This is a genomic window from Metabacillus kandeliae, assembly GCF_021166585.1.
Taxonomy (GTDB): domain Bacteria; phylum Bacillota; class Bacilli; order Bacillales; family Bacillaceae; genus Metabacillus_B; species Metabacillus_B kandeliae.
Window position 1 is genome coordinate 41752 of the sequence record NZ_JAJOZE010000001.1, and the last position, 20297, is coordinate 62048.

Here is a 20297-nt window from a genome sequence, read left to right on the forward strand (position 1 = left end):
GAAAAAAATAACAAGGAGAAAAAAATGATCCCACAAGTTTCCATCATCATTCCGTTTTATAACTGCGCATATGTAAATCAGGCACTGGACAGCGCCCTTGCTCAGACATATCCGAATATAGAAATTCTTGTTGTGGATGACGGCTCTTTCTTGCATGTAGAGAAGCTTGACCCTTATAAAGATAAAATCAGATACTTCAAAAAAGAAAATGGGGGGACGGCTACGGCACTGAACGTCGGCATACAGCATGCAAAAGGTGACTTTATTTCCTGGCTAAGCTCAGACGATTTGTTTGTTCCGGAGAAAACAGCCAAACAGGCGGCATTCCTGGCGGCATCTCCTGCAGATGTCTGCTTCTCAAACTATGACATTATTGATGAATTTGGAAATGTCACGTTGCCGTCTGCCTGCACGCATCCAATGACAGAACGCAATGTATACGAGGCTTTTATGTTCGGAAATCCCATCAATGGCTGCACTGTGATGTTCAAAAAGGACGTCTTTCAAAAAGTTGGCTATTTTGACCACAATTACCGCTATACACAGGACTATGAAATGTGGTTCAGGCTGATCTCAAAGGGAATCAGCATTCAATACCTTCATGAAGTACTCGTCAAATTCAGAAAGCACGGCGAGTCAGGAACAATAAAGCACCAGGCAGAAATGACCAATGAAATCAGCATGCTGGAAAGCTATTACAGGCCTCTTGTCCTGCAGAGGCTCTTGTCAAACTGATACGCCCATCCTGCTGTATGCCGGGCAAAAAGGAGATGAGACGATTGAAAATTTTACTGGCAACCTATTGGCCGATCCCCCATCTCGGAGGCGTGTGGAATTATATGGAGCAAACAAAAGCGTTTCTTGAACAAGAAGGGCATGAGGTGGACATTCTTGGATTTGGCAGTGACAATACTTTCGTGCATTTAGTTACAAAGGATCAAAAAATTTCAAAGGATCAGCTGCTGCCGCTGTTGGAGGCGAAGATTACGCCTGATGAATACCCTGCCATCTATGCCAATGATCTCGTTAAGTATACTGAGTTTCAGCGGTATGTTTTTGAATTGGCTGCAGCGTACTTTGGCCTTCATGAGTATGATTTGATTCATACACAGGACGTTATCGCAACCGCCAGCCTGAAAAGGGTGAAGCCTGAGCATATTCCAATGGCAGCCACCATTCACGGCTCTGTGGCCCATGAAATCCGGCACCAGCTGAAAACTCTTCATAAATCGTCGAACGCCTTTATGGCGCGCGCTTATTTTGATGAATTGGAATGGATCGGGGCAACCGCAGCAGATGTCACCATTACAGCAAATGAATGGCTGCGCCGCATTTTCATCGAAGAATTTGATGTTCCTGACAACAGGATTAAAGTGCTGCATTACGGCTTTGACAAGGATGCATTTTTGAAAAAGCTGGGCGGACGGACAGATGCGGTAAAACCCCCAGGCAAAAAGGTTATCATCTATTCCGGACGGCTCGTTGAATTAAAAGGTGTGCATCATTTGATTGATGCCCTTGGAGAATTGAAGAAAAAGCGGGATGACTGGCAATGCTGGATCGTTGGAGATGGAGAAAAGAAAGAAGAACTGCGAATCCAGAGCAAGGTGAAAGGTTTGTCAGAATCCGTCTTCTTTTTTGGAAAAAGGGAGGATTTGCCTGAGCTGCTCAGCCTATCGGACATTTTTGTGCTTCCAAGCATATTGGAAAACCAGCCTCTTTCTGTCATTGAAGCTCAAATCGCTGGTAAAGCCATTATCATCAGTGATGCGGGCGGTCTGCCTGAAATGGCTGAAAACGGAGTAACAGGCCTCATCACACCAGCAGGAGATTCAGAAAAACTAATGGAAGCCATCGAACAGCTGCTTGAAAATGATGAGCTCCGTGAAACTCTTGCAAATAATGCAAAAGAATGGGCTGCAGATTACTGGGATATGAAGAATGAAATCGCCAATCTTCTTGAAATTTATGAGGGTGTTATCAGGGAAGAGGATGTGCAAAAAGAAGAAATCCTGGAGAATGAAGTGAGCCCGATAACGGAAGAAATCGCTGAGAAGGAAGAAACTCCGGGGAAAGAGACTCCTGCCGCAGAAGACATCACCGAGAAGAATGAGATTCCTGAAAAAGAAGAAACCGAGATAAAGGAAGAGATCCAGGATAATGAGCCGCCTATCGAAGCAGATTGAAAAATTGATGACAGGTTATCTTTTGAAAACAGTTGATCGGACAAAAAATACCGATCTGGAAAAAATGAGTCAGTTAATCTCAGAAGGCAGCAGTGCTGCTGAAGAGACAAAGGCCCAGAAAGCTCCGCCTCCTCTGTTTAACAGCCATACAGCAAACAGGCTGAAGGCATTTAAGGAGAAGTACCGGAAGCAGCTCGATGAAATTCTGCAGGCGAGTCCGGTAATGGATGCTGAAATTAACAAGGCAGAAGCTGAATGGCCGGCAATTCAGGAATTAGAGGTTCAAGAATTTCCTGAAGCGCAGCAGATGGAAACGGCAGAAATCCATGCGGAAGCCGATTCAGCAGAGATAAGCCAGATTAAGGCTCTTCAGAAGATAGAAGAAGCAGCTCTTGTTTCTCCTTCAGAAAAGATATGGGATGCGGGCAGCGGCTTGCCCTTTTTTGACCAGGCACCTTCTGCAGCATCCTATGATTTTACCAGCCTTATCCTATATGATGAAAACCCGTCCTATACAAGCAGCGAGGAAGAAGATTTGTTTAGAAAAGCAGTGCAGGGAGAGCATTACGGCATTCTCTTTGAGAGTCAGGCAAAGTCAAAACAGCCTGTCTGCAAGGAGATTTGGGATAAAATCCAAGCAGCAGTGCCAAAAGGCTACCACCTCCCTGATCAGCGCCAGCTGCTCGCTTTCACTGATATGCTAAAACCGCAGGGGATGTTTCAAACAAAGGAAAAAAGCCAAGTATTCTTTAACCCGGCTATCTGGGGCGCAATTACAGCTCATGTTCCTGAAAAGCTTCAATTTCCAGACTTTCGCTTCACATCGCTTTTTCCGAAAAAAGACACAAGCTTAAAGTCAGCAGCAGAATCATTTCATTCTAAAGCTTTGGATATCGTCAGCAGCAGGCTGCCTGGAAGCTATGACCTTCCCTCCTCCATGCTGAAAGTGCTGGAGCCGATGGCAGGCTCTTTCTACAGCAGTCTGTTTACCTCTGCTGACATGAAAGAAGAAACATTTGTGGACAGGAAAGTATGGGAACCGATTAAGCGGAATGCACCTTCCTTTTTTCGCCTGCCTGATAAAGCCACTCTTTCGGTTCTGGAAAAACTGGAAGAAGACGGACCGCAGTCCCTTTTTGAAAAAAAGAAAAAGTGGAAACTTGACTGGGAGCATTACGATGTGTGGAAAAGAATTGCAGAAAGTGTTCCAAAGAAGTATCAGCTGCCCGCTTCAGAGATCTCTTTTTTTTCCTCAGCCGCTGATGATGAAATCCTTAAAAAATGACCCCGGCAGAATCCGGGGTCATTTTTTCGCTTTAAAAGGATTGCAGCAGTCTCAGCTGCTGAAGAATCTGCCCTCTGTGATGCGCTTCATGCTCAATCAGATGATAAACGACCCATTCAGGGGTCACATCGTAGCTTTCCAGTACTCTTGGCTTTCGCCAATCTTCCGTATCCATTGACCGAAAAGAAGAGAGAAAAACTTCCCTTACCTTGTTCAGGCGGTATATATGCTCATCAAGGGATTGCCCCTTAACCGGCATTAATTCCCCATCTTCTGTCCGATGATTGATAGGAAACAATGAAACGACTTCTTTGTCCCATTCTGTCATCAGGACCTCTTCATACAGCCAGTCAGCCTCAATGAGCGCAATATGGTACAGCAGTGTCCCGATTGACTGCCTGCCTTCCGGCGTTTCATCCAGCATGCTTTGACTGACCCCATCTAAATTTGAAAGCAAGTCCTGTCTGACATCCTCCATACACCAGAGCATGCGGCCGATTTCTGGTTCATAGCCTTGCAAGGCGCCAAGAAACAGCTTCTTTTTTCCGATATGTATCACTCCTTTCCATACTTATTCTTTTTCATGCAGGTATTTCCTTTTTATCAAGAAGGGATCAAGCAATTTTTTGAATTTGAATAAACCATTATATATGACCAAGCAGCCCTTGTGCCATTTACATAAAATACAGTACTTGTTTTAAGCAGTCTTTCTTATGGCCTCATATAAACGGAATAGATGATAAAGAATTTGATGGAAGGGAGCAAAACTTGCTTGGCAGCAAAGATTTATTCAGTCCCGGAAGATTTTCCGACAATTCAGCAGGCGATAGATGCAGCAGAGCCGAATGGCACGATCTCAGTCGCTCCGGGGGTATATCATGAGAGCGTTTATACAGCGGGTAAGCCTCTGACTCTGCTTGGCGCACAGCACGGAAAAGATGCAAGAGAGCGCATTTTTACACCGCGGAAAGAATCCATTATCAGCGGTACGGTTTTTTTGGAAGCAGAGCATGCGGAGCTCAATGGCTTTATCATTCGAAATTCAGAAGATTATGCAGGAGTTATCACAAGTGCGGGAAATTCCGGATATCGCATTCTAAATAATGTGATTGAAGGAAACGCTGCAGGCATTTACATGAATACAACAGATGGCAGCCATTCCTTCGTGAAACATAACGTAATCAGGGACAATACTCTTCCCGGACGGGGAAAAGGCGATGGCATTTATTCAGACCAGGGCTTGTTTCATACCGAAATCTCAAACAACTATATTACCGGCCACTGTGATCTCCACGGTGCCGGCATAAATCTGGAATCAGCCGCATTTGACTCGGATATTCTGATTTACTCAAACTATTTAAACCAGGACCATTCCATTGTCCTGACCAATACAAGAAACGTAAGAATTCTGCAAAACTGTCTGATTGGCAGCAAAACGGCAGCCGTATTTTTTGGAGGCGGCACCGTTCGAACAAACATCAAGGAAAATGTGATCGCAAAAAATAAAGCCGGAATTTTAGTTACGGCGGATTTTGTCATGAAGGAAAACAGCCAGATTACTATCAGACAAAACGAGATTAAAAGAAATGAAGACGGACTGATCATAGCGCTGGACAGCTACAGCGGCATTCTCCATGCGGAAGACAATTTCTGGGGCCATGATAGCGGGCCGTCCCTCGGGGAAAATAAGGAATTCGGCGATACGATTAAAAACTTGGATTTTACTGCAACGATTACTTCGAGTCCTTTTTTGACAGCTGAATATTTACAATAAAAGGAGTAAAGAAATGAGAGTATTAGTGACAGGGGGAGCCGGTTTTATCGGCTCCCATCTTACAGAAGAACTGCTTCATAAAAATTATGATGTGCATGTGCTCGACAGCATGGTATCAGGAAGAAAAGAAAACATCCCCTCGCTCGCGGTATTGCATGAAGCGGACATCTGCAGCAAAGAAGCAAAAGAAATCATTCAAGCTATCCGGCCTGAAGCTGTTTTTCACCTGGCAGCACAGGCAGATGTCACGAAATCCATTCAATCGCCCTCCTATGATGCAGACGTAAATGTGACCGGCACGCTAAACATTTTAGAAGCCTGTCTTGAAGCAAAGGTGAAGCAGTTTATCTTTGCCTCTACATCAGCTGTTTACGGAAGCTTTCAAAAAGAGCTGATAAAGGAAACAGACCCGGCTGATCCGATTTCCTATTACGGATTATCCAAATTAACAGCTGAAAGATACATCCGCTTATTTTCCGGTCTGCACGGCCTCCCGTGCACGATTCTTCGATATGGAAATGTATACGGCCCACGGCAAAAGCCAAAAGGGGAGGGCGGCGTTGTTGCTGTATTTCTCGAAAACATCCAGAAAGGGCTTCCCCTAAGGGTTCATGGAGACGGGGAACAATCGAGAGATTTTATCTATGTAAAAGACGTAGCAAAGGCCAATATAGCAGCATTTGAAAATAAACAGCAAGGCACCTACCACGTCAGCACAGGAAAAAGAACCTCCATCAATCAGCTGCTGAAGCTGATGGAAGAAGTTCACCGCACACCGCTCTCCATCATCCATACAGATGCACGCCTTGGAGATATCAAGCACAGCTGTTTATCAAATGAAGAGGCAAGGCAGCATCTGAAATGGACACCTGAATCCACGGTAGCAGCCGGCATACATGAAACCTATCAATATGAATGCCGCATAGATTAAAGCCACTTTTTAAAAGCCTGTACAAACGCACTGACGAAAGCTTGAACCAGCGCATCTACTAATCATATAAATTTTTTCAAAAAACTTATGAAGCAAGGAGCTGTAAAAATGGGGTTGGAAAATTTAAAAGGAAACTATGATGCCATTTTCAGCCTGGGAGATCTTTGCCTGACATCCATGCAGCTGCAAAAAAACAATCTCAGAAATTTCTCAGGCGTACTGGACTGGATGGCATCACCATTTATGAACCAAGTAAACCGGCTGCTGGAAAACCGGTTTGTTGGATTTTTTGACGAAGCAAGTCTGCGGATTATCGGCTATGCTTCCGAAAATATTATCTGTGTGTCAGATGACGGTTACCATCTAGTATCCAATCACGATTTTCATGTTCACGAAGGAAACTCCCTTCAATCACTTGCCGGCTATCACAAAGTAATGGAAAAGTACGGACGCCGCATCCGCCGCTCCCTTGAAAAAATGGAAAGCGGACAAAGAACGATGTTCATCAGAACGGAAGCCACCTTTGAAGATACAGCGGAGCTCGTTAGAGTGCTGAGAGGACTTGTGAAAAACGACTTTGAAGTGCTCATTGTTAACCATACAGACGTGCCTGACCTGACAGAAAGGCACTGGCCAATTGCAAACGTTACCGTTGTAGAAATGCCGAATTTTGAAAAATGGAATGGCAATGACCACCTCTGGAGAAAAGTGTTTGAAGGCGTGTCCTTGACAAGCGCCGGCCCTGATGAGGGCGAGAGTTTGCTTGGGCCTAATCAGGAGTGATGGTTTTTGGGGTCTCTGTCCCCAAAAAAATTAGAGAGCTGTCCCTCAATACATTAATAGACTAAAGGTGTGTCCCCAATCTGGCAAAACGCTGGGTAATAAGGGATGGCAAGCCGGAGTCTCTGTCCTTTAATCCTTTAACGGAACAAGGGACAGGTACAAGGAACTAATCACCTGACCTTCAGTATGGTAGTAGACTAAAGACCTGTCCCCAGGAAACGAAGATGCAGCAGTACCAATGGAAAGAAGGGCTAGCCCTCTGTCCTTTACTACTGCGGCGGAACAGGGGACAGACCCCAAATGATAAGAGGGGGACAGAGACAATGTGAAGCTGCTCACAATAAACCCAAAACCCTCTCGCTTAAAAAAGCGCTATCAAGCGCTTTTTTTATTTTTATCATAAAAAAACAATAAATATCCAAATAGTAGCCGATAAGTAATAGTGTAAAAGGATCACTATTTAGCAGGAGGTTGCGTAATGAGTAAATATACCTTCCTTTTTGTTTTAACAGCAGTGCTGCTCTTTGCTGTGCTGCCTGCTGAAGCGAAAGGGAATTACCAGGTAACAGTTGATGGAAAAGTACAGGATCTGGTTCCTGTTGAGCAAGGGAAGACCGTTTTGCTTCCTCTCGCCGAGATCGGTAAATCTTTGAATCTTTCTGTCGCGTTTGACAGCAGACTAAAAAGATATACAATGACAGGGAACGGCCGTGTTTATATTCTTTATAGAAATTCTGACCGCGTTATTGTTAAGAAAAGGGCTTCGCGCATGCGGGAAAAGCTGCAGCTGATGAAAGGCACAGATATGATTCCGCTTGAGAGCCTGACAGGATTAATGGGATTGAAAACTTCCTCTGATCCAAAAAAGCTTCAGATTGATATCACCCAAAAATCCGCACCAGGTCTTTCCGCTGCCCCAGCCAAACAGGATGTGCCGAAATCTGCACCCATCCTGCCCGCTTCACAAGTCAAAAAGGATGCATTACCGGCATCCAGCCCACCCGCTGCTCCTGCCAAAAACGAACCAGCATCTATTCCAGCACAAAATGAACCTCTAAATGACAAACAGCCAAACCCTTCAAGCGGCCCAGCAGCTGCAATAGATTTTTCAGGAGGAGGAGCTATGCCGGCAAATAATAATATTTTACAATCAGACCCTGTGCTGCAGGAGGGCCCGGTTATTCAGGCAAGGCCGAATGCCTTCGTCGGAAAAGGCGAATTGGACAGGGCGAAGCAAAGAGTACAGAATGTTTCCTGGGCAAAGGCTTATGGAAACAGATTGATTAAAGCAGCTGACGGACTCTTAAGAGGAGATTTGAGTGTTCCGGATAAACCGGCTGGACATGCTTCTTGGTATGTCTGCAAAAGCGGGGCACAGCTGCAATACCAGAACGGCAAGCATTATTGCCCTGCTGATAAGCAATATTATACAGGTGAAAAATACGATGCAGCCTGGCGGACATTCCGGGACAATGAGTTAATACAAAATACCCGTCTTTTGGCTGCTGCTTATGCCCTTTACGATGATAAGCGATACGCAGAGGCAGTCAAAGGCATTCTTTTTCAGTTTGCAAAAGTTTATCCTTCCTTTCCTGTTCAGGAAAAGGGCGGGAAATTGTATTATCAGTCGCTTGATGAAGCAGTGAGCGGCACTGATCTTGCGGCTTCCTATGATTTAATTTATTCAAGCGGTCTTTTGACAGCAGATGATAAGCAAAAAATTGAAAACAACCTGCTCCGGCCAATGGCGGACAGCATCCGCAATTATCCGATGGGCCGTTCAAACTGGCAGGCTTGGCATGATGCTGCTATCGGTGTAATTGGAGCAGCTCTCCAGGATAAACGGTTAATAGATGAAGCCGTCAGCGGCCCGCTTGGCTTTACCTACTTAATGAAGAACGGTGTGCTGAATGATGGTTTTTGGTGGGAAGGATCGATGGCTTACCACACATACGCGCTTGCACCGCTTACTATTTTGGCGCAGACAGCTTCTCATTGGGGCTATGACTTGTACAGCAGCCCAAGGCTTAAAATGATGTTTGATGTGCCATTGCTCTACAGTTATCCCAATTTTATTACCCCATCCAATAATGATGGCGGAAAATACGGCACATCCATGATCAGCTTTACTTCTTCAAGAGGATATAACGATTATGAAGCAGCCTACGCTTACTATAAGGACCAAAATTACGGCTGGCTCTTGAATGAGAAGTATAAAAATCTCAGCCGCAATGGAGATTTTGCGCTCTTTTTTGGAGCAGATCAAATTGAAGACGGCGAAAGGGAAGCGATGAAGAGCTACAACCTTTCGAGCATCGGCCAGGCTATTTTGAGAAATCCGGATAATACAGAGGATCAAAATTATTTATTGCTGGATTATGGAGGGCATGGCGGAGCCCATGGCCATTATGACAAGCTTGAAATCGACTTTTATGGTGCTGGCAGTCTGCTTGCACCTGATTTTGGCACACCGCAATACAGCCATCCTCTTTACAGGGGCTGGTATAAACAGACGATCAGCCATAATACCGTGACAGTAGACGGGAAATCACAGAATGAAGCAGCAGGAAAAATGCTCTTGTTTTCTTCTCAGCCCTATTTTAAGCATTTGTATGCACAGGCGAACAGCGCCTATGATCATATCACATATGAACGCGGAATTTGGATGGATGATGAGTATACGCTCGATTGGTTCTATCTCAACGATCCGTCAGAAACCCATCAGTATGACTGGACTTTGCATGGACTTGGAGACTATTCGTCAACTCTTCCTTTTGCTGCGTCGCAGGCCTTGTCCGGAGGGACAGGATATGATCAGCTGAAATCCATCATGGCCGCTTCTCCTGCAGGCGGATGGGAAGGGATGTGGAAGCTTGGCGAGAACGGGCTTCGTGTTTATTCTATTCCGTTTGGCGAAAGCACTGTGATGACAGCTTCCGCTCCTGGTCCTTCTAATGAACCTGATAAGCAGACAACGATGCTGATGCAGAGAAAGCAAGGAAAACAAACACAGTTTGTAACCATCCTTCAGCCTTTCACATCAGCTGGCGAACAAAAAGTGACAGGTGAAAGAGAAGGGGAATACGGCATTAAAGTGTTCACTTCAAAAGGGGTGCAGCACTTGTACCAAAACTATCAAAACCTTCAAGCGGGAAAAATAGCTGCATTCAAAGGGGAAACCTTGCAAAACACCTCTTATCCTATTGAACAAAATATCGTTTCATCTTTTACAGGAAAAACAGTAAGTGTACAAGTCAGGGATATCGAGCGATTTTCTCATCTGGCGTTTTCTGTTTATGCACCTGATGCAGGCGCATTGCTCGTTAACGGCAAGCCTGCTTCGTTCCAAAAGCAGGACGGATTTTTGCTTGCTGAAGTAAAATAAATAAAAAGAGGGATGCCCGGTTAATGAGGGGCATCCCTTTTGCAGACGATCAGATTGTAAAGATGCAATTAGATAGCAGATGATCAGAAATTGATTTGTCCAGCTCCAGCCGCTAGCCCGATTCTTTAGTCACTTCACAAAAATCCAAAAAGTCAAAACCGGACTTTTTGGATTTTTGCACAAGTAGCTGTCGGGGCTGAACGAGCGGCTTGCGCTTTTCTGCATTGTCCAGCTCCAGCCGCTAGCCCCTCGAGTCGCTTCGGAAAATCCCAAAAAGTCTAAGACCGGACTTTTCGGGATTTTCCTCCAGCGCTTGTCGGGGCTTAACGAGCGGCTTGCGCTTTTCTACATTGTCCAGCTCCAGCCGCTAGCCCCTCGAGTCGCTTCGAAAAATCCCGAAAAGTCTAAGACCGGACTTTTCGGGATTTTCCTCCAGCGCTTGTCGGGGCTGAACAAGCGGCTTGCGCTTTTCTTATTAGCGGAAAACAGGTCCGCCAAGCTCTTCAATTTCATTAGGAACACTTGAAAACTTCTTAAAGTTTTCGTGGAATTTTGCAGCGAGCTCTGAAGCCTTCTGCTTGTAGGCTTCTTGATTTTCCCAAGTTGATGATGGAATCAGGACACTGTCCGGAACACCTGGTACGTGAAGCGGAATCTGCAGTCCGAATATTTCATCCTTCACCATTTCTGTATGCTGAAGATCTCCTTCAAGTGCTGCCTGTACCATAGCTCTTGTGTATTCAAGCTTCATTCTGCTTCCTGTCCCGTATTCTCCGCCTGTCCATCCCGTGTTAACGAGGTACACATCAACTTCATGCTCAGCAATTTTCTTCCCGAGCATCTCTGCGTATACGTTCGCTTTAAGCGGCAGGAACGGAGATCCAAAGCACGTTGAGAAAGTAGCCTGCGGAGATGTAACGCCTCTTTCAGTGCCGGCGAGCTTGCTTGTGTAGCCGCTTAAGAAGTGATACATTGCCTGTTCTTTCGTCAGCTTGCTGATTGGAGGCAATACGCCGAATGCGTCGGCCGTCAGGAAGATGATCGCTGAAGGATGGCCTGCGACACTAGGTGTCAGTATGTTGTCTATTGCTTCAAGCGGATAGGCCGCACGCGTATTTTCTGTGTAGAAAACATGGTCATAGTCAGCGGCTCTTGTATCTTCATTCACCACAACATTTTCAAGCACAGATCCGAAGCGGATCGCATTATGGATTTGGGGTTCTTTTTCAGCGGACAGGTTAATGCATTTTGCATAGCAGCCGCCTTCAATATTAAAAACGCCCCTGTTTGACCAGCCGTGCTCGTCATCGCCAATCAGCTTTCGGCTGGCGTCAGCGCTCAAAGTTGTTTTTCCTGTGCCAGATAAGCCGAAGAAAAGAGCTACATCGCCTTCCTGGCCTACATTTGCAGAACAGTGCATCGGCATGATACCCTGTTCTGGGAGAAGAAAATTCATAATAGAGAAAATAGATTTTTTCATTTCTCCGGCATATTCTGTGCCGCCGATTAAAATGGTGCGCTTTTCGAACGAAATAATAATGAATGTCTCTGAGTTTGTGCCGTCCACTGCAGGATCTGCTTTAAAGTTTGGAGCAGAAATGACAGTGAAAGGGTTTTCATGATGGTTTAGGTCATCACCCTGCGGACGGATAAAAAGCTGGTGGGCAAACAGGTTATGCCAAGCAAACTCATTCACTACCTGGATAGGCAAACGGTATCTTTCATCAGCACCTGCAAAGCCCTTAAAAACAAACAGCTCGTTCTTCTCTTTTAAATAGCTGATTACCTTGTGATAAAGCTGATCAAACGCCTCGCTTGAGATCGGCTGGTTAACTGCTCCCCAGTCAATTTTTTCTTCGACGCTTGCTTCCCTGACTATGAATTTATCCCGCGGGGATCTCCCGGTATAAGCGCCAGTTGTAGCGCGGATTGCTCCTGTGGACGTTAAAACGGCTTCATCTCTTGATAATACTTTTTCAACGAGCTGCGGCACAGATAAGTTTTGGAAAACATTTACCCCTGTTAATAATTGCGAAAGCTCATTTGTATTTGTAAGTGTATTCATCCCATACCTTCCTTTGCATCGTAGTAACAGCTCATTTTCCATATTGTCCCAATGATTCACCTCATTGGCTAATCGCACATAAAAAGTATAACACATTTAATTTATTAATCTATACTAATTAATGCATTTTACGCAAAAGTTGCTGGTTTGCAACAGCAGCCGCCTAAGACAGCTGCCCCTGGTTCTCAGAAAAGTTTTTCCTGTAATGTCTTGCCGATTATTGTTGACAAGCTGAGAAGGTGTGGGGTAATATATGACTTTGAACGGATTCTCTTATCCCGAGCTGGTGGAGGGACAGGCCCTATGAAACCCAGCAACCTGGTTATAGAAAAAGGCTAAAGGCTTTTTTCAGGCAAAGGTGCTAATCTGAGGCAAGGCGGAAGGCCTTGAACGATAAGAGCGAAAGGCAGATTGCAAAGTCCCTTTCCTCTTAGAGGAAGGGACTTTTTTGATACTCTCTTTTTCAAATCGCTTCCATATAATAACCTGACGATCTTACATAGAAAGTATTCATAGATCGTTAAAAAGGTAATGATAAAAGGGAATGAGTTCCGTCGGCCGCAGCAAAGGGTTTAAAGCTGCATAAATTATTAATGTGTCAGAGGAGGAAACAGAATGACAAGAAACCGCCGTTTATTTACATCAGAGTCTGTAACAGAGGGGCATCCGGATAAAATCTGCGATCAGATTTCCGATTCCATTTTGGATGCGATTATCTCAAAAGACCCGAATGCACGCGTAGCATGCGAAACTTCAGTAACAACAGGACTTGTGCTAGTTGCAGGTGAAATTACAACAAGCACTTATGTAGACATTCCAAAAATTGTCCGCGAAACAATCAAGGGTATCGGATATACACGCGCAAAATACGGCTTTGATGCTGAAACATGTGCTGTATTAACATCGATTGATGAACAGTCAGCTGACATTGCTATGGGAGTTGACCGTGCGCTTGAAGCACGCGAAGGACAAATGTCTGACGCTGAAATTGAAGCAATCGGCGCAGGTGACCAGGGCTTGATGTTCGGGTTTGCCTGCAATGAAACAAAAGAACTGATGCCGCTTCCGATTTCACTTGCTCATAAGCTGTCCCGCCGTCTGGCAGAAGTGCGCAAGGAGGAAATTCTTCCATACCTGCGTCCTGATGGTAAAACACAGGTTACAGTTGAATATGATGAAAACGACAAACCGGTCCGGATTGATACGATCGTCATTTCTACCCAGCATCATCCTGAAATCAGCCTTGAGCAGATTCAGCGAAACCTGAAGGAGCATGTCATTAAGCCGGTTGTTCCTGCTGAGCTTATTGACGAAAATACAAAATATTTCATTAACCCGACAGGCCGCTTCGTTATCGGAGGACCTCAAGGTGACGCAGGTCTGACAGGCCGTAAAATCATCGTTGACACATACGGCGGCTATGCTCGCCATGGCGGGGGAGCTTTCTCCGGCAAAGACGCGACTAAGGTTGACCGCTCTGCAGCTTATGCAGCACGCTATGTAGCGAAGAACATTGTGGCAGCTGGTCTTGCAGACAAATGTGAAGTGCAGCTTGCCTACGCAATCGGCGTAGCACAGCCTGTTTCCATTTCTGTTGACACATTCGGATCATCAAAAGCCTCTGAAGAACAATTGGTTGAAGCAATCCGTCAAACTTTTGATCTGCGCCCGGCAGGCATCATTAAAATGCTTGATCTTCGCCGTCCGATCTACAAGCAGACAGCTGCTTACGGACACTTCGGCCGTAATGATCTTGACCTTCCTTGGGAGCAAACAGACAAATCAGAAGCATTGCTTGCAGCAATTAAATAATTAGAATGATAAAAGCCTGGAGATTTCTCCAGGCTTTTTTGCGTGCTTTTTTTTCGTTTATTATTGGGACAAGATCAAATATTGGCACGGCTCCATTAATTTAGTCAACAGTTCATACTTTTTTAATCTTTTCTTCACTGATCAGTAACTTTTTTTCGATAGACTGCTCTTACCGTCAGGTGAGCCAAAGCATTATTTTTTTCGTATTCTTATCAAAACATACTATAGTAGAGGAAAAAGCAAGGATAAAGGAGCAGGCACAATAATGGCAGAGAAAATATTGCTGGTGGATGATGAAGAGCCGATTCTGGATGTATGCAGCAGGTATTGTCAAAAGGAAGGGTATACGGTGCTGACGGCGCATAACGGGGAAGAGGCGATAGAGATATGGAGGAGGGAGAAGCCTTCTTTAATTGTACTGGATTTAATGATGCCGATAAAAGATGGCTGGGAGACCGCGGAGGAGATTCGCTCAGTTGATGAGGATGTGCCGATGATCATGCTGACGGCGCTCGGACAGGAAAAGGATCGCCTTTATGGTCTGACCCTTGGTGCTGATGATTATTTGACAAAGCCTTTCAGTCCGCGTGAATTGGTGCTTCGGATTAAGAATATCCTTCGCCGGGTAAGCCGGACGGCACGCACAGAGCAGGAGACTGTTTCATTTGGCGAATGGGAGATCAGCAGCGTTAAAAGGGAAATGCTTCTTTCAGGAAAACCGGTTGAACTAACGGCAAAAGAGTTCGATTTGCTTTGGAAGCTTGTCAGCCATCCTTCACAGGTTTTTTCCCGCTCTCAGCTGCTTGAGCAGATTTGGGGCTATGACTTTGAAGGAGACGGCAATACGGTGAATGTGCATATCAGGAGGCTGAGGGAAAAACTGGAGAAGGACCCGTCGAGTCCTGAGCGGATTAAGACAGTTTGGGGAATAGGGTACAAATTTGAGGGAGAAGCACAATGAAGCTCAGGTCATTGCTGATCCTTTCCAACCTGCTTTCCTTATCGGTCATCCTTATTTTTCTTATTATAAGCTATGTTCAAATGTCCATTCCCCCTAGAACAAGCCTGTCGCTGATTGGGATTACCCTTTTAGCGGGTGCTGTGTCCTTTTTGATACACCTCGGCATTACCTCGCCTTTGCTGAAAGCGGTTAAGCAGATGATCAGTGACTCAAAAATGATTGGAGAAGGCCAATTTGAAGCGAGGACCTCTCTCTCTGGTCCTAAGGAAATCAGGGAGCTCGCACTTCAGTTTAATGATATGGCGGAAAGGCTGAACACATTATTTCAGCAGCTGAAGCAGTCTGAACGCTATAAAACCGAGCTGATTGCGAATATTTCTCACGATTTGCGCACGCCTGTTGCTTCCATTTTATCTTTTGCAGAGGCGCTTGAAGATGGAGTGGTACAAGATGAGAGGGACAGGATAGAGTATCTTGGCGTCATTAAAAGAGAAACGTTGAGATTAAGCAAGCTGATTGAAGAACTTTTTGAGCTGTCTGCTCTGGATAAAGAAAGCATGCCTTTTGAGCCGTCAGCCTCCTATGCAGATGATCTTCTTATAAAAAGTCTTCAGCAGTTTGAATTGAAATTAAAGGAAAACGGACTGAAAGTTGAGGTGGGGATTGAAGAGAATTTACCGGCTGTCTATGCTGTGCCGGAGGCGATCATCCGCGTGCTGACCAATTTAATTCAGAATGCCATAACCTATTCTCCGAGAAACTCCAGTTTGGGGCTTACGGTTGAAAAAAGAGAGAGCGGCCTGCTTTTTTCCGTTTCCGATGAAGGTCCAGGCATCGCAATAGAGGAACAAGGCCGCATATTTGACCGGTTTTACAGGCTGGAGAAATCCAGGAACAAAGAGCATGGCGGCACAGGCCTCGGTCTTGCGATCTGCAGGGAAATGGTGGAGCGCCACGGCGGTGAGATTGGGGTGATCAGTGCCCCGGGTGAAGGAAGCGAATTTTGGTTTACAATCCCATTTAATAGAAAGGAAGAGAGCATATGAAATGGCTGATTGGTTTATTAGCTGCTGCGGTTATCATTTTTCTTGCCGTTTGGGTTCCGCAGCTGCCTCAGTATTTTACGAAACGATCCTATGCGACAGAGGAAACACCAAAAGTGGAGCGCACTGCTGCGAAGGCATCAGCTATTTTTGCTGGCGGCTGTTTCTGGTGCATGGAGCCTCCATTTGAAAAACTGGATGGAGTAGAAGAAGTGATTTCCGGCTATACAGGCGGGAAAAAGAAAAACCCTTCCTATGAGGAAGTGTCAGCAGGAACAACTGGCCATGTTGAGGCAGTGCAAGTGATCTATGATCCGAGGAAAGTCAGCTATGACGATCTGCTTGAGGTTTTCTGGCGCCAGGTTGATCCGACTGATCCTGATGGACAGTTTGTGGACAGGGGAAGCCAGTATGAGTCAGCGATTTTTTACGGTGATGAAAGCGAGAAGAAGAAAGCGGCGGCATCAAAGGAAAAACTGGAAAAGTCACATCGTTTTCAAAAGCCGATCGTGACAGAGATCCGCGAGGCTATGCCTTTTTATAAAGCAGAAGACTATCATCAGGATTATTACAAGAAAAGCAAGCTGCAATATGAGTTTTATAGAAAAAATTCCGGCAGGGATGCTTTTCTTGAAAAAGCATGGGGAAAGGACCGGGTTTTTCATCCTAAGCAGAAGACTGTATTTATGAAGCCTTCAAAAGCTGAGCTAAAAAAAATACTATCGCCTGAGCAGTACAAAGTAACACAGGAAAATGGCACAGAGCGGCCATACAAGAATGAATATGCAGAGGAGTATGCAGACGGCATCTATGTGGATATCGTATCAGGCGAGCCTCTTTTCAGCTCAAAAGATAAGTTCGATTCAGGCACAGGCTGGCCTAGCTTTACAAAGCCCCTTGCTGCTGAAAACATTAAAGAAAAAGAAGACCGCGGGCTGTTCGGATCGCGGACAGAAGTCAGAAGCAAATTGGCTGATTCCCACCTCGGGCATGTTTTCAATGACGGACCGAAGCCTACCGGCAAGCGGTATTGCATGAACTCTGCCGCACTTAAATTTATCCCGGCCAAGGATTTAGATAGTGAAGGATACGGGGAATATACAAAACTCTTCCAATGAATGTGCCCGTTCTGTTTCAAATTAATTGAATACAGGGAAAAAAAGAATGTTAGTTAAGAAGCAGCAGGGGGACATGTATGAAAAAACTCATTTTATTTTTACTTGCAGCGGTACTTTTGGCTGGCTGCGGCAACGAAAAAAACACTGCAGAGGAAAGCAGCAGGCTGAAGCAGGAGAATTGGAGCGCCATTGAAAAAAATGCGGCAGGAAAAACGGTCCGCCTCTTTATGTGGGGCGGTGACCCCGGCGTTAATCAGTATATAGATAAATGGGTAAAGCCTGCCTTGAAAAAAGAGAAGAATGTTACTCTTGAAAGAGTGCCGATGGACACGCCTGAAATCCTGCAAAAGCTGATGAATGAAAAGCGGGCAGGACAGGAAAAAGGAACCGTTGACATTGTTTGGCTGAATGGCGAAAACTTTAAAAATGCTCAAAATGAAAAGCTTCTGTTCGGACCGATCACAACAATGCTGCCGAACTATAAATCCTATTATGACGGAAGCTCTTCTGAAAATCAGTATGACTTCGGAACAAAGACAAACGGCTATGAAGCACCATGGGGGAAAGTTCAGTTTGTTTTTAACTACGATTCTTCGAAAGTGAAAAATCCCCCTAAAACCGTTGAAGAGCTGAAAGAGTGGATCAAAGCGAATCCAGGGAAGTTTGCTTATCCAGATCCAAAGGACTTTACCGGGAATGCTTTTCTAAGAATGCTTTTCTATGATTCTGCCGGCGGTGCTGACAGCATCCTGAAAAAAGGCTATGATGAGCCTTTTGCAGAAAAAAACAGCCAAAAGCTTTGGAGCGGTTTAAATGAGATAGAACCTTATCTTTGGAAGAAAGGCAAACTTTATCCAAACAGCCTTGCCGAGCTTGACAGACTCTACCAAAACGGCGAAGTATGGATGACGATGGGGTATAACGACACAAGAGCTGAAAGCATGATAGAAAAAAATATTTTCCCGGCATCAACCAAATCATTTGTACTGGACGCCGGCTCAATCGGCAACAAGCATTTTCTCGCTGTCCCTTATAACAGTGCGAAAAAAGAAGCTGCTTTGACGGCCATCAATTTTCTCGAGTCTCCTGAAGCACAGGTTGAGAAGCTTTCGCCTGCTTATTGGGGAGAAAACATGGCGCTTGATTATGCAAAGCTACCGGAAAAGCTGCAGAAAAAAGCAGATTCTTATCGCAAAGGACCTTCTGTTTTGCCTGCTGAAACGCTGAAAAAGGCTTTTGTGCCTGAAGTTGATGCAAGGTATGTGAACTGGCTGAAGGAGAACTGGCAGGATGAAGTTGTTCAAAAGTAACCGTCCGCTGCTTCTCCTGCTGCCGGCAGCATTGCTGACGCTGATCTTTGCCGGAGCAGGGCTGTTCAGCTCTTTCAGAGAAAGCCTGTATTCTGACGGCAGCTACGGAATGTCTGCTTATCAAAAAATAGCCGCTGAAAAAGCTTATTGGGCAAGCCTGTTCTTCAGCTTCAGGATGGCTTTCTTCTCCTCCTTGGCGGCCATATTAGGAGGGCTTGTGATCACAAGAGCCATCTTCCCATTTTTAAAAAAGCCTGAGCGGAGGCTGTTTATTTGGCTGCCGCTTGTGTTTCCGCATTTTGTATGGGGGTATATGCTGCTGCTGCTTTTTGGAGAGAGCGGTTTCTTTTCAAGCCTGCTTCATCAGCTTGGCCTGATTTCAAGCCGGGAAGAATTTCCGGCCCTGATTAGAGACGAATATGGCATAGGGATTTTTCTGACCTATGTGTCAAAGGAAATCCCATTTGTTATTCTAATGCTTTTGCCGGTCTATTTGTCGCTCGGCTCAAGGCAAAGGGAGCTTGTTACCGTAATGGGCGGGAGCCGTTATGATGCCTTTAAATCGGTCGAGTGGCCTGCCGTATATCCAGTTCTTGCGGAAACCTTTTTTATTCTTTTTGCCTTTATTCTAACAGCGTACGAGGTTCCAGCTCTTCTTGGCGCCCCTTACCCGAAATTTATTTCGGTGCTCGCCTACGAATGGTTCAATGACGGTGATTGGGCAAAGCGTCCAGAAGCTTATGCAGCACTGATCAGCCTTTCCATTCTGCTGCTGCTGCTTGTTTTTCTGTTTTACCGGACCGCGAAAAAACGCCCTTTTCTAAAAGGGCTCGCAAGCGGAGGGGAAAGTTATTTCAGGAAGGGATCAAAGCTCGTTTTCGGGCTGGTGCTTGCCGGATCTTTGCTGCCGGCTGTTTACCTTCTGCTATACAGTGTTCTTCCTTTGAAATGGGAAAGCTTTATTACTGGGGATCTTGATTTACATGGCTTTAGTCTCCTGTTCGGAGATCCGCTTATAGTAAAGGCGATTCTTTCTTCAGCGGGTATTGCGGCGGCAGTGATTGCCATCAATCTGCTTATTGGGATTCCTGCTGCAAAGTATTTGGCTCAGGAAACATATAAGCATAAAGCCGTATTTGAAGCCATCCTGCTGTCTCCGCTCCTGCTGCCCGCCATTATGCTTGCAATGGGGCTGCAGATTTTATTTATTAAAACTGGACTGGCAAACAATTTTTACGGAGTCATCATTATTCAGCTCCTTCCTACATTGCCTTATACCGTTAAAATTTTTTTGACAGGATTCGTTCAAACAGGGAAGCAGCTTGAAAGCCAGGCGAAAGTTCTCGGCGCTTCAAATTGGCAGGCTTTTAAAACAGTGTATTTGCCGCTTCTTCTTCCGAGCTTTCGCGGAGCTGTTTTTTTAATCAGCGTTATATCGCTTGGTCAGTATTTGCTGACTGCCATAATAGGAGGAGGAAATGTTGTCACGCTGGCAATGGTCTATTTTCCATACTTTCAGCAGGCTGATGACCGTTTGCTGGCAAGCTTCTCTATTGTTTTTGCCATTTTGCCGCTCCTATTGTGGTGGATTTTTGAATGTTTGCTAGCAGCTTTTTTACCTTATCGCAAGCGCAGGTGATAAAA

At 45.3% G+C, this 20297-nt stretch carries 15 protein-coding genes and 1 riboswitch; of the genes, 13 read left to right on the forward strand and 2 right to left on the reverse strand.

From position 1 onward, the window contains the following. Window positions 1-24 precede the first annotated feature (24 nt). The 3 genes from LRR81_RS00250 to LRR81_RS00260 are packed head-to-tail and all read left to right on the forward strand — an operon-like array spanning window position 25 to window position 3471. Window positions 25-735, forward strand: coding sequence for a glycosyltransferase (locus LRR81_RS00250; protein ID WP_231787295.1), 711 nt, complete (start codon window positions 25-27; stop codon window positions 733-735). Between the two features lie 44 nt (window positions 736-779). Next, entirely contained in the window at window positions 780-2186 is a 1407-nt protein-coding gene (locus tag LRR81_RS00255) for a glycosyltransferase family 4 protein (RefSeq protein WP_331716322.1), read from the forward strand. Next, complete coding sequence (locus LRR81_RS00260; protein ID WP_231787296.1) at window positions 2161-3471, forward strand: hypothetical protein; 1311 nt, start codon at window positions 2161-2163, stop codon at window positions 3469-3471. Before LRR81_RS00255 ends, LRR81_RS00260 begins: the two co-directional genes overlap by 26 nt. Window positions 3472-3502: 31 nt before the next feature. Here LRR81_RS00260 and LRR81_RS00265 read toward each other — a convergent pair whose 3' ends face one another. Beyond that, on the reverse strand, window positions 3503-4030 hold the full coding sequence (locus LRR81_RS00265; RefSeq protein ID WP_231787297.1) for a DinB family protein: 528 nt from the start codon (window positions 4028-4030) through the stop codon (window positions 3503-3505). A gap of 213 nt (window positions 4031-4243) precedes the next feature. Here LRR81_RS00265 and LRR81_RS00270 point away from each other — a divergent pair, with 213 nt between their 5' ends. The 4 genes from LRR81_RS00270 to LRR81_RS00285 all read left to right on the forward strand — a co-directional run bounded on the left by LRR81_RS00270 (window position 4244) and on the right by LRR81_RS00285 (window position 10344). Continuing rightward, on the forward strand, window positions 4244-5245 hold the full coding sequence (locus LRR81_RS00270) for a right-handed parallel beta-helix repeat-containing protein (RefSeq protein ID WP_231787298.1): 1002 nt from the start codon (window positions 4244-4246) through the stop codon (window positions 5243-5245). 13 nt (window positions 5246-5258) lie between these two features. Continuing rightward, window positions 5259-6176: an NAD-dependent epimerase/dehydratase family protein gene (locus LRR81_RS00275; RefSeq protein ID WP_231787299.1), complete on the forward strand. Its 918-nt coding sequence runs from the start codon at window positions 5259-5261 to the stop codon at window positions 6174-6176. Between the two features lie 108 nt (window positions 6177-6284). Further along, entirely contained in the window at window positions 6285-6959 is a 675-nt protein-coding gene (locus LRR81_RS00280; protein WP_231787300.1) for a DUF1796 family putative cysteine peptidase, read from the forward strand. A 478-nt stretch (window positions 6960-7437) separates the two neighbouring features. Beyond that, window positions 7438-10344, forward strand: coding sequence for a heparinase II/III domain-containing protein (locus tag LRR81_RS00285; RefSeq protein ID WP_231787301.1), 2907 nt, complete (start codon window positions 7438-7440; stop codon window positions 10342-10344). 475 nt (window positions 10345-10819) lie between these two features. On the opposite strand, the gene pckA is transcribed toward LRR81_RS00285, so the two are convergent. Further along, the gene (pckA, locus tag LRR81_RS00290) at window positions 10820-12409 is read right to left on the reverse strand and encodes a phosphoenolpyruvate carboxykinase (ATP) (RefSeq protein ID WP_231787302.1); all 1590 of its coding nucleotides are present in this window, start codon (window positions 12407-12409) and stop codon (window positions 10820-10822) included. Between the two features lie 270 nt (window positions 12410-12679). After that, window positions 12680-12809: riboswitch (SAM riboswitch) on the forward strand. Window positions 12810-13024: 215 nt separating this feature from the next. On the opposite strand from pckA, the gene metK reads away from it, so the two are divergent. The 6 genes from metK to LRR81_RS00320 all read left to right on the forward strand — a co-directional run bounded on the left by metK (window position 13025) and on the right by LRR81_RS00320 (window position 20292). Beyond that, window positions 13025-14221 (forward strand): methionine adenosyltransferase, encoded by a 1197-nt coding sequence (metK, locus tag LRR81_RS00295; protein ID WP_231787303.1) that lies wholly within the window; start codon window positions 13025-13027, stop codon window positions 14219-14221. Window positions 14222-14486: 265 nt separating this feature from the next. Next, window positions 14487-15182, forward strand: a complete 696-nt coding sequence (locus LRR81_RS00300) for a response regulator transcription factor (protein ID WP_231787304.1) — start codon at window positions 14487-14489, stop codon at window positions 15180-15182. Continuing rightward, the gene (locus LRR81_RS00305) at window positions 15179-16228 is read left to right on the forward strand and encodes a sensor histidine kinase (protein ID WP_231787305.1); all 1050 of its coding nucleotides are present in this window, start codon (window positions 15179-15181) and stop codon (window positions 16226-16228) included. The genes LRR81_RS00300 and LRR81_RS00305 overlap by 4 nt, the downstream gene beginning before the upstream one ends. Further along, window positions 16225-17343, forward strand: a complete 1119-nt coding sequence (msrB, locus tag LRR81_RS00310) for a peptide-methionine (R)-S-oxide reductase MsrB (protein ID WP_231787306.1) — start codon at window positions 16225-16227, stop codon at window positions 17341-17343. Before LRR81_RS00305 ends, msrB begins: the two co-directional genes overlap by 4 nt. Before the next feature lie 77 nt (window positions 17344-17420). After that, window positions 17421-18653, forward strand: a complete 1233-nt coding sequence (locus LRR81_RS00315; RefSeq protein ID WP_231787307.1) for an ABC transporter substrate-binding protein — start codon at window positions 17421-17423, stop codon at window positions 18651-18653. Beyond that, window positions 18634-20292, forward strand: coding sequence for an ABC transporter permease (locus LRR81_RS00320; RefSeq protein WP_231787308.1), 1659 nt, complete (start codon window positions 18634-18636; stop codon window positions 20290-20292). The genes LRR81_RS00315 and LRR81_RS00320 overlap by 20 nt, the downstream gene beginning before the upstream one ends. The last annotated feature ends 5 nt before the right edge of the window (window positions 20293-20297 follow it).

Excerpts from the sequence above, each read along its gene's own strand:
- LRR81_RS00250 (WP_231787295.1), top strand. The coding sequence starts at position 25 with ATGATCCCACAAGTTTCCATCATCATTCCGTTTTATAACTGCGCATAT.
- LRR81_RS00320 (WP_231787308.1), top strand. The coding sequence starts at position 18,634 with ATGAAGTTGTTCAAAAGTAACCGTCCGCTGCTTCTCCTGCTGCCGGCA.
- LRR81_RS00315 (WP_231787307.1), top strand. The coding sequence starts at position 17,421 with ATGAAAAAACTCATTTTATTTTTACTTGCAGCGGTACTTTTGGCTGGC.
- LRR81_RS00280 (WP_231787300.1), top strand. The coding sequence starts at position 6,285 with ATGGGGTTGGAAAATTTAAAAGGAAACTATGATGCCATTTTCAGCCTG.
- msrB (WP_231787306.1), top strand. The coding sequence starts at position 16,225 with ATGAAATGGCTGATTGGTTTATTAGCTGCTGCGGTTATCATTTTTCTT.
- LRR81_RS00300 (WP_231787304.1), top strand. The coding sequence starts at position 14,487 with ATGGCAGAGAAAATATTGCTGGTGGATGATGAAGAGCCGATTCTGGAT.
- LRR81_RS00260 (WP_231787296.1), top strand. The coding sequence starts at position 2,161 with ATGAGCCGCCTATCGAAGCAGATTGAAAAATTGATGACAGGTTATCTT.
- metK (WP_231787303.1), top strand. The coding sequence starts at position 13,025 with ATGACAAGAAACCGCCGTTTATTTACATCAGAGTCTGTAACAGAGGGG.
- pckA (WP_231787302.1), bottom strand. The coding sequence starts at position 12,409 with ATGAATACACTTACAAATACAAATGAGCTTTCGCAATTATTAACAGGG.
- LRR81_RS00305 (WP_231787305.1), top strand. The coding sequence starts at position 15,179 with ATGAAGCTCAGGTCATTGCTGATCCTTTCCAACCTGCTTTCCTTATCG.
- LRR81_RS00285 (WP_231787301.1), top strand. The coding sequence starts at position 7,438 with ATGAGTAAATATACCTTCCTTTTTGTTTTAACAGCAGTGCTGCTCTTT.
- LRR81_RS00275 (WP_231787299.1), top strand. The coding sequence starts at position 5,259 with ATGAGAGTATTAGTGACAGGGGGAGCCGGTTTTATCGGCTCCCATCTT.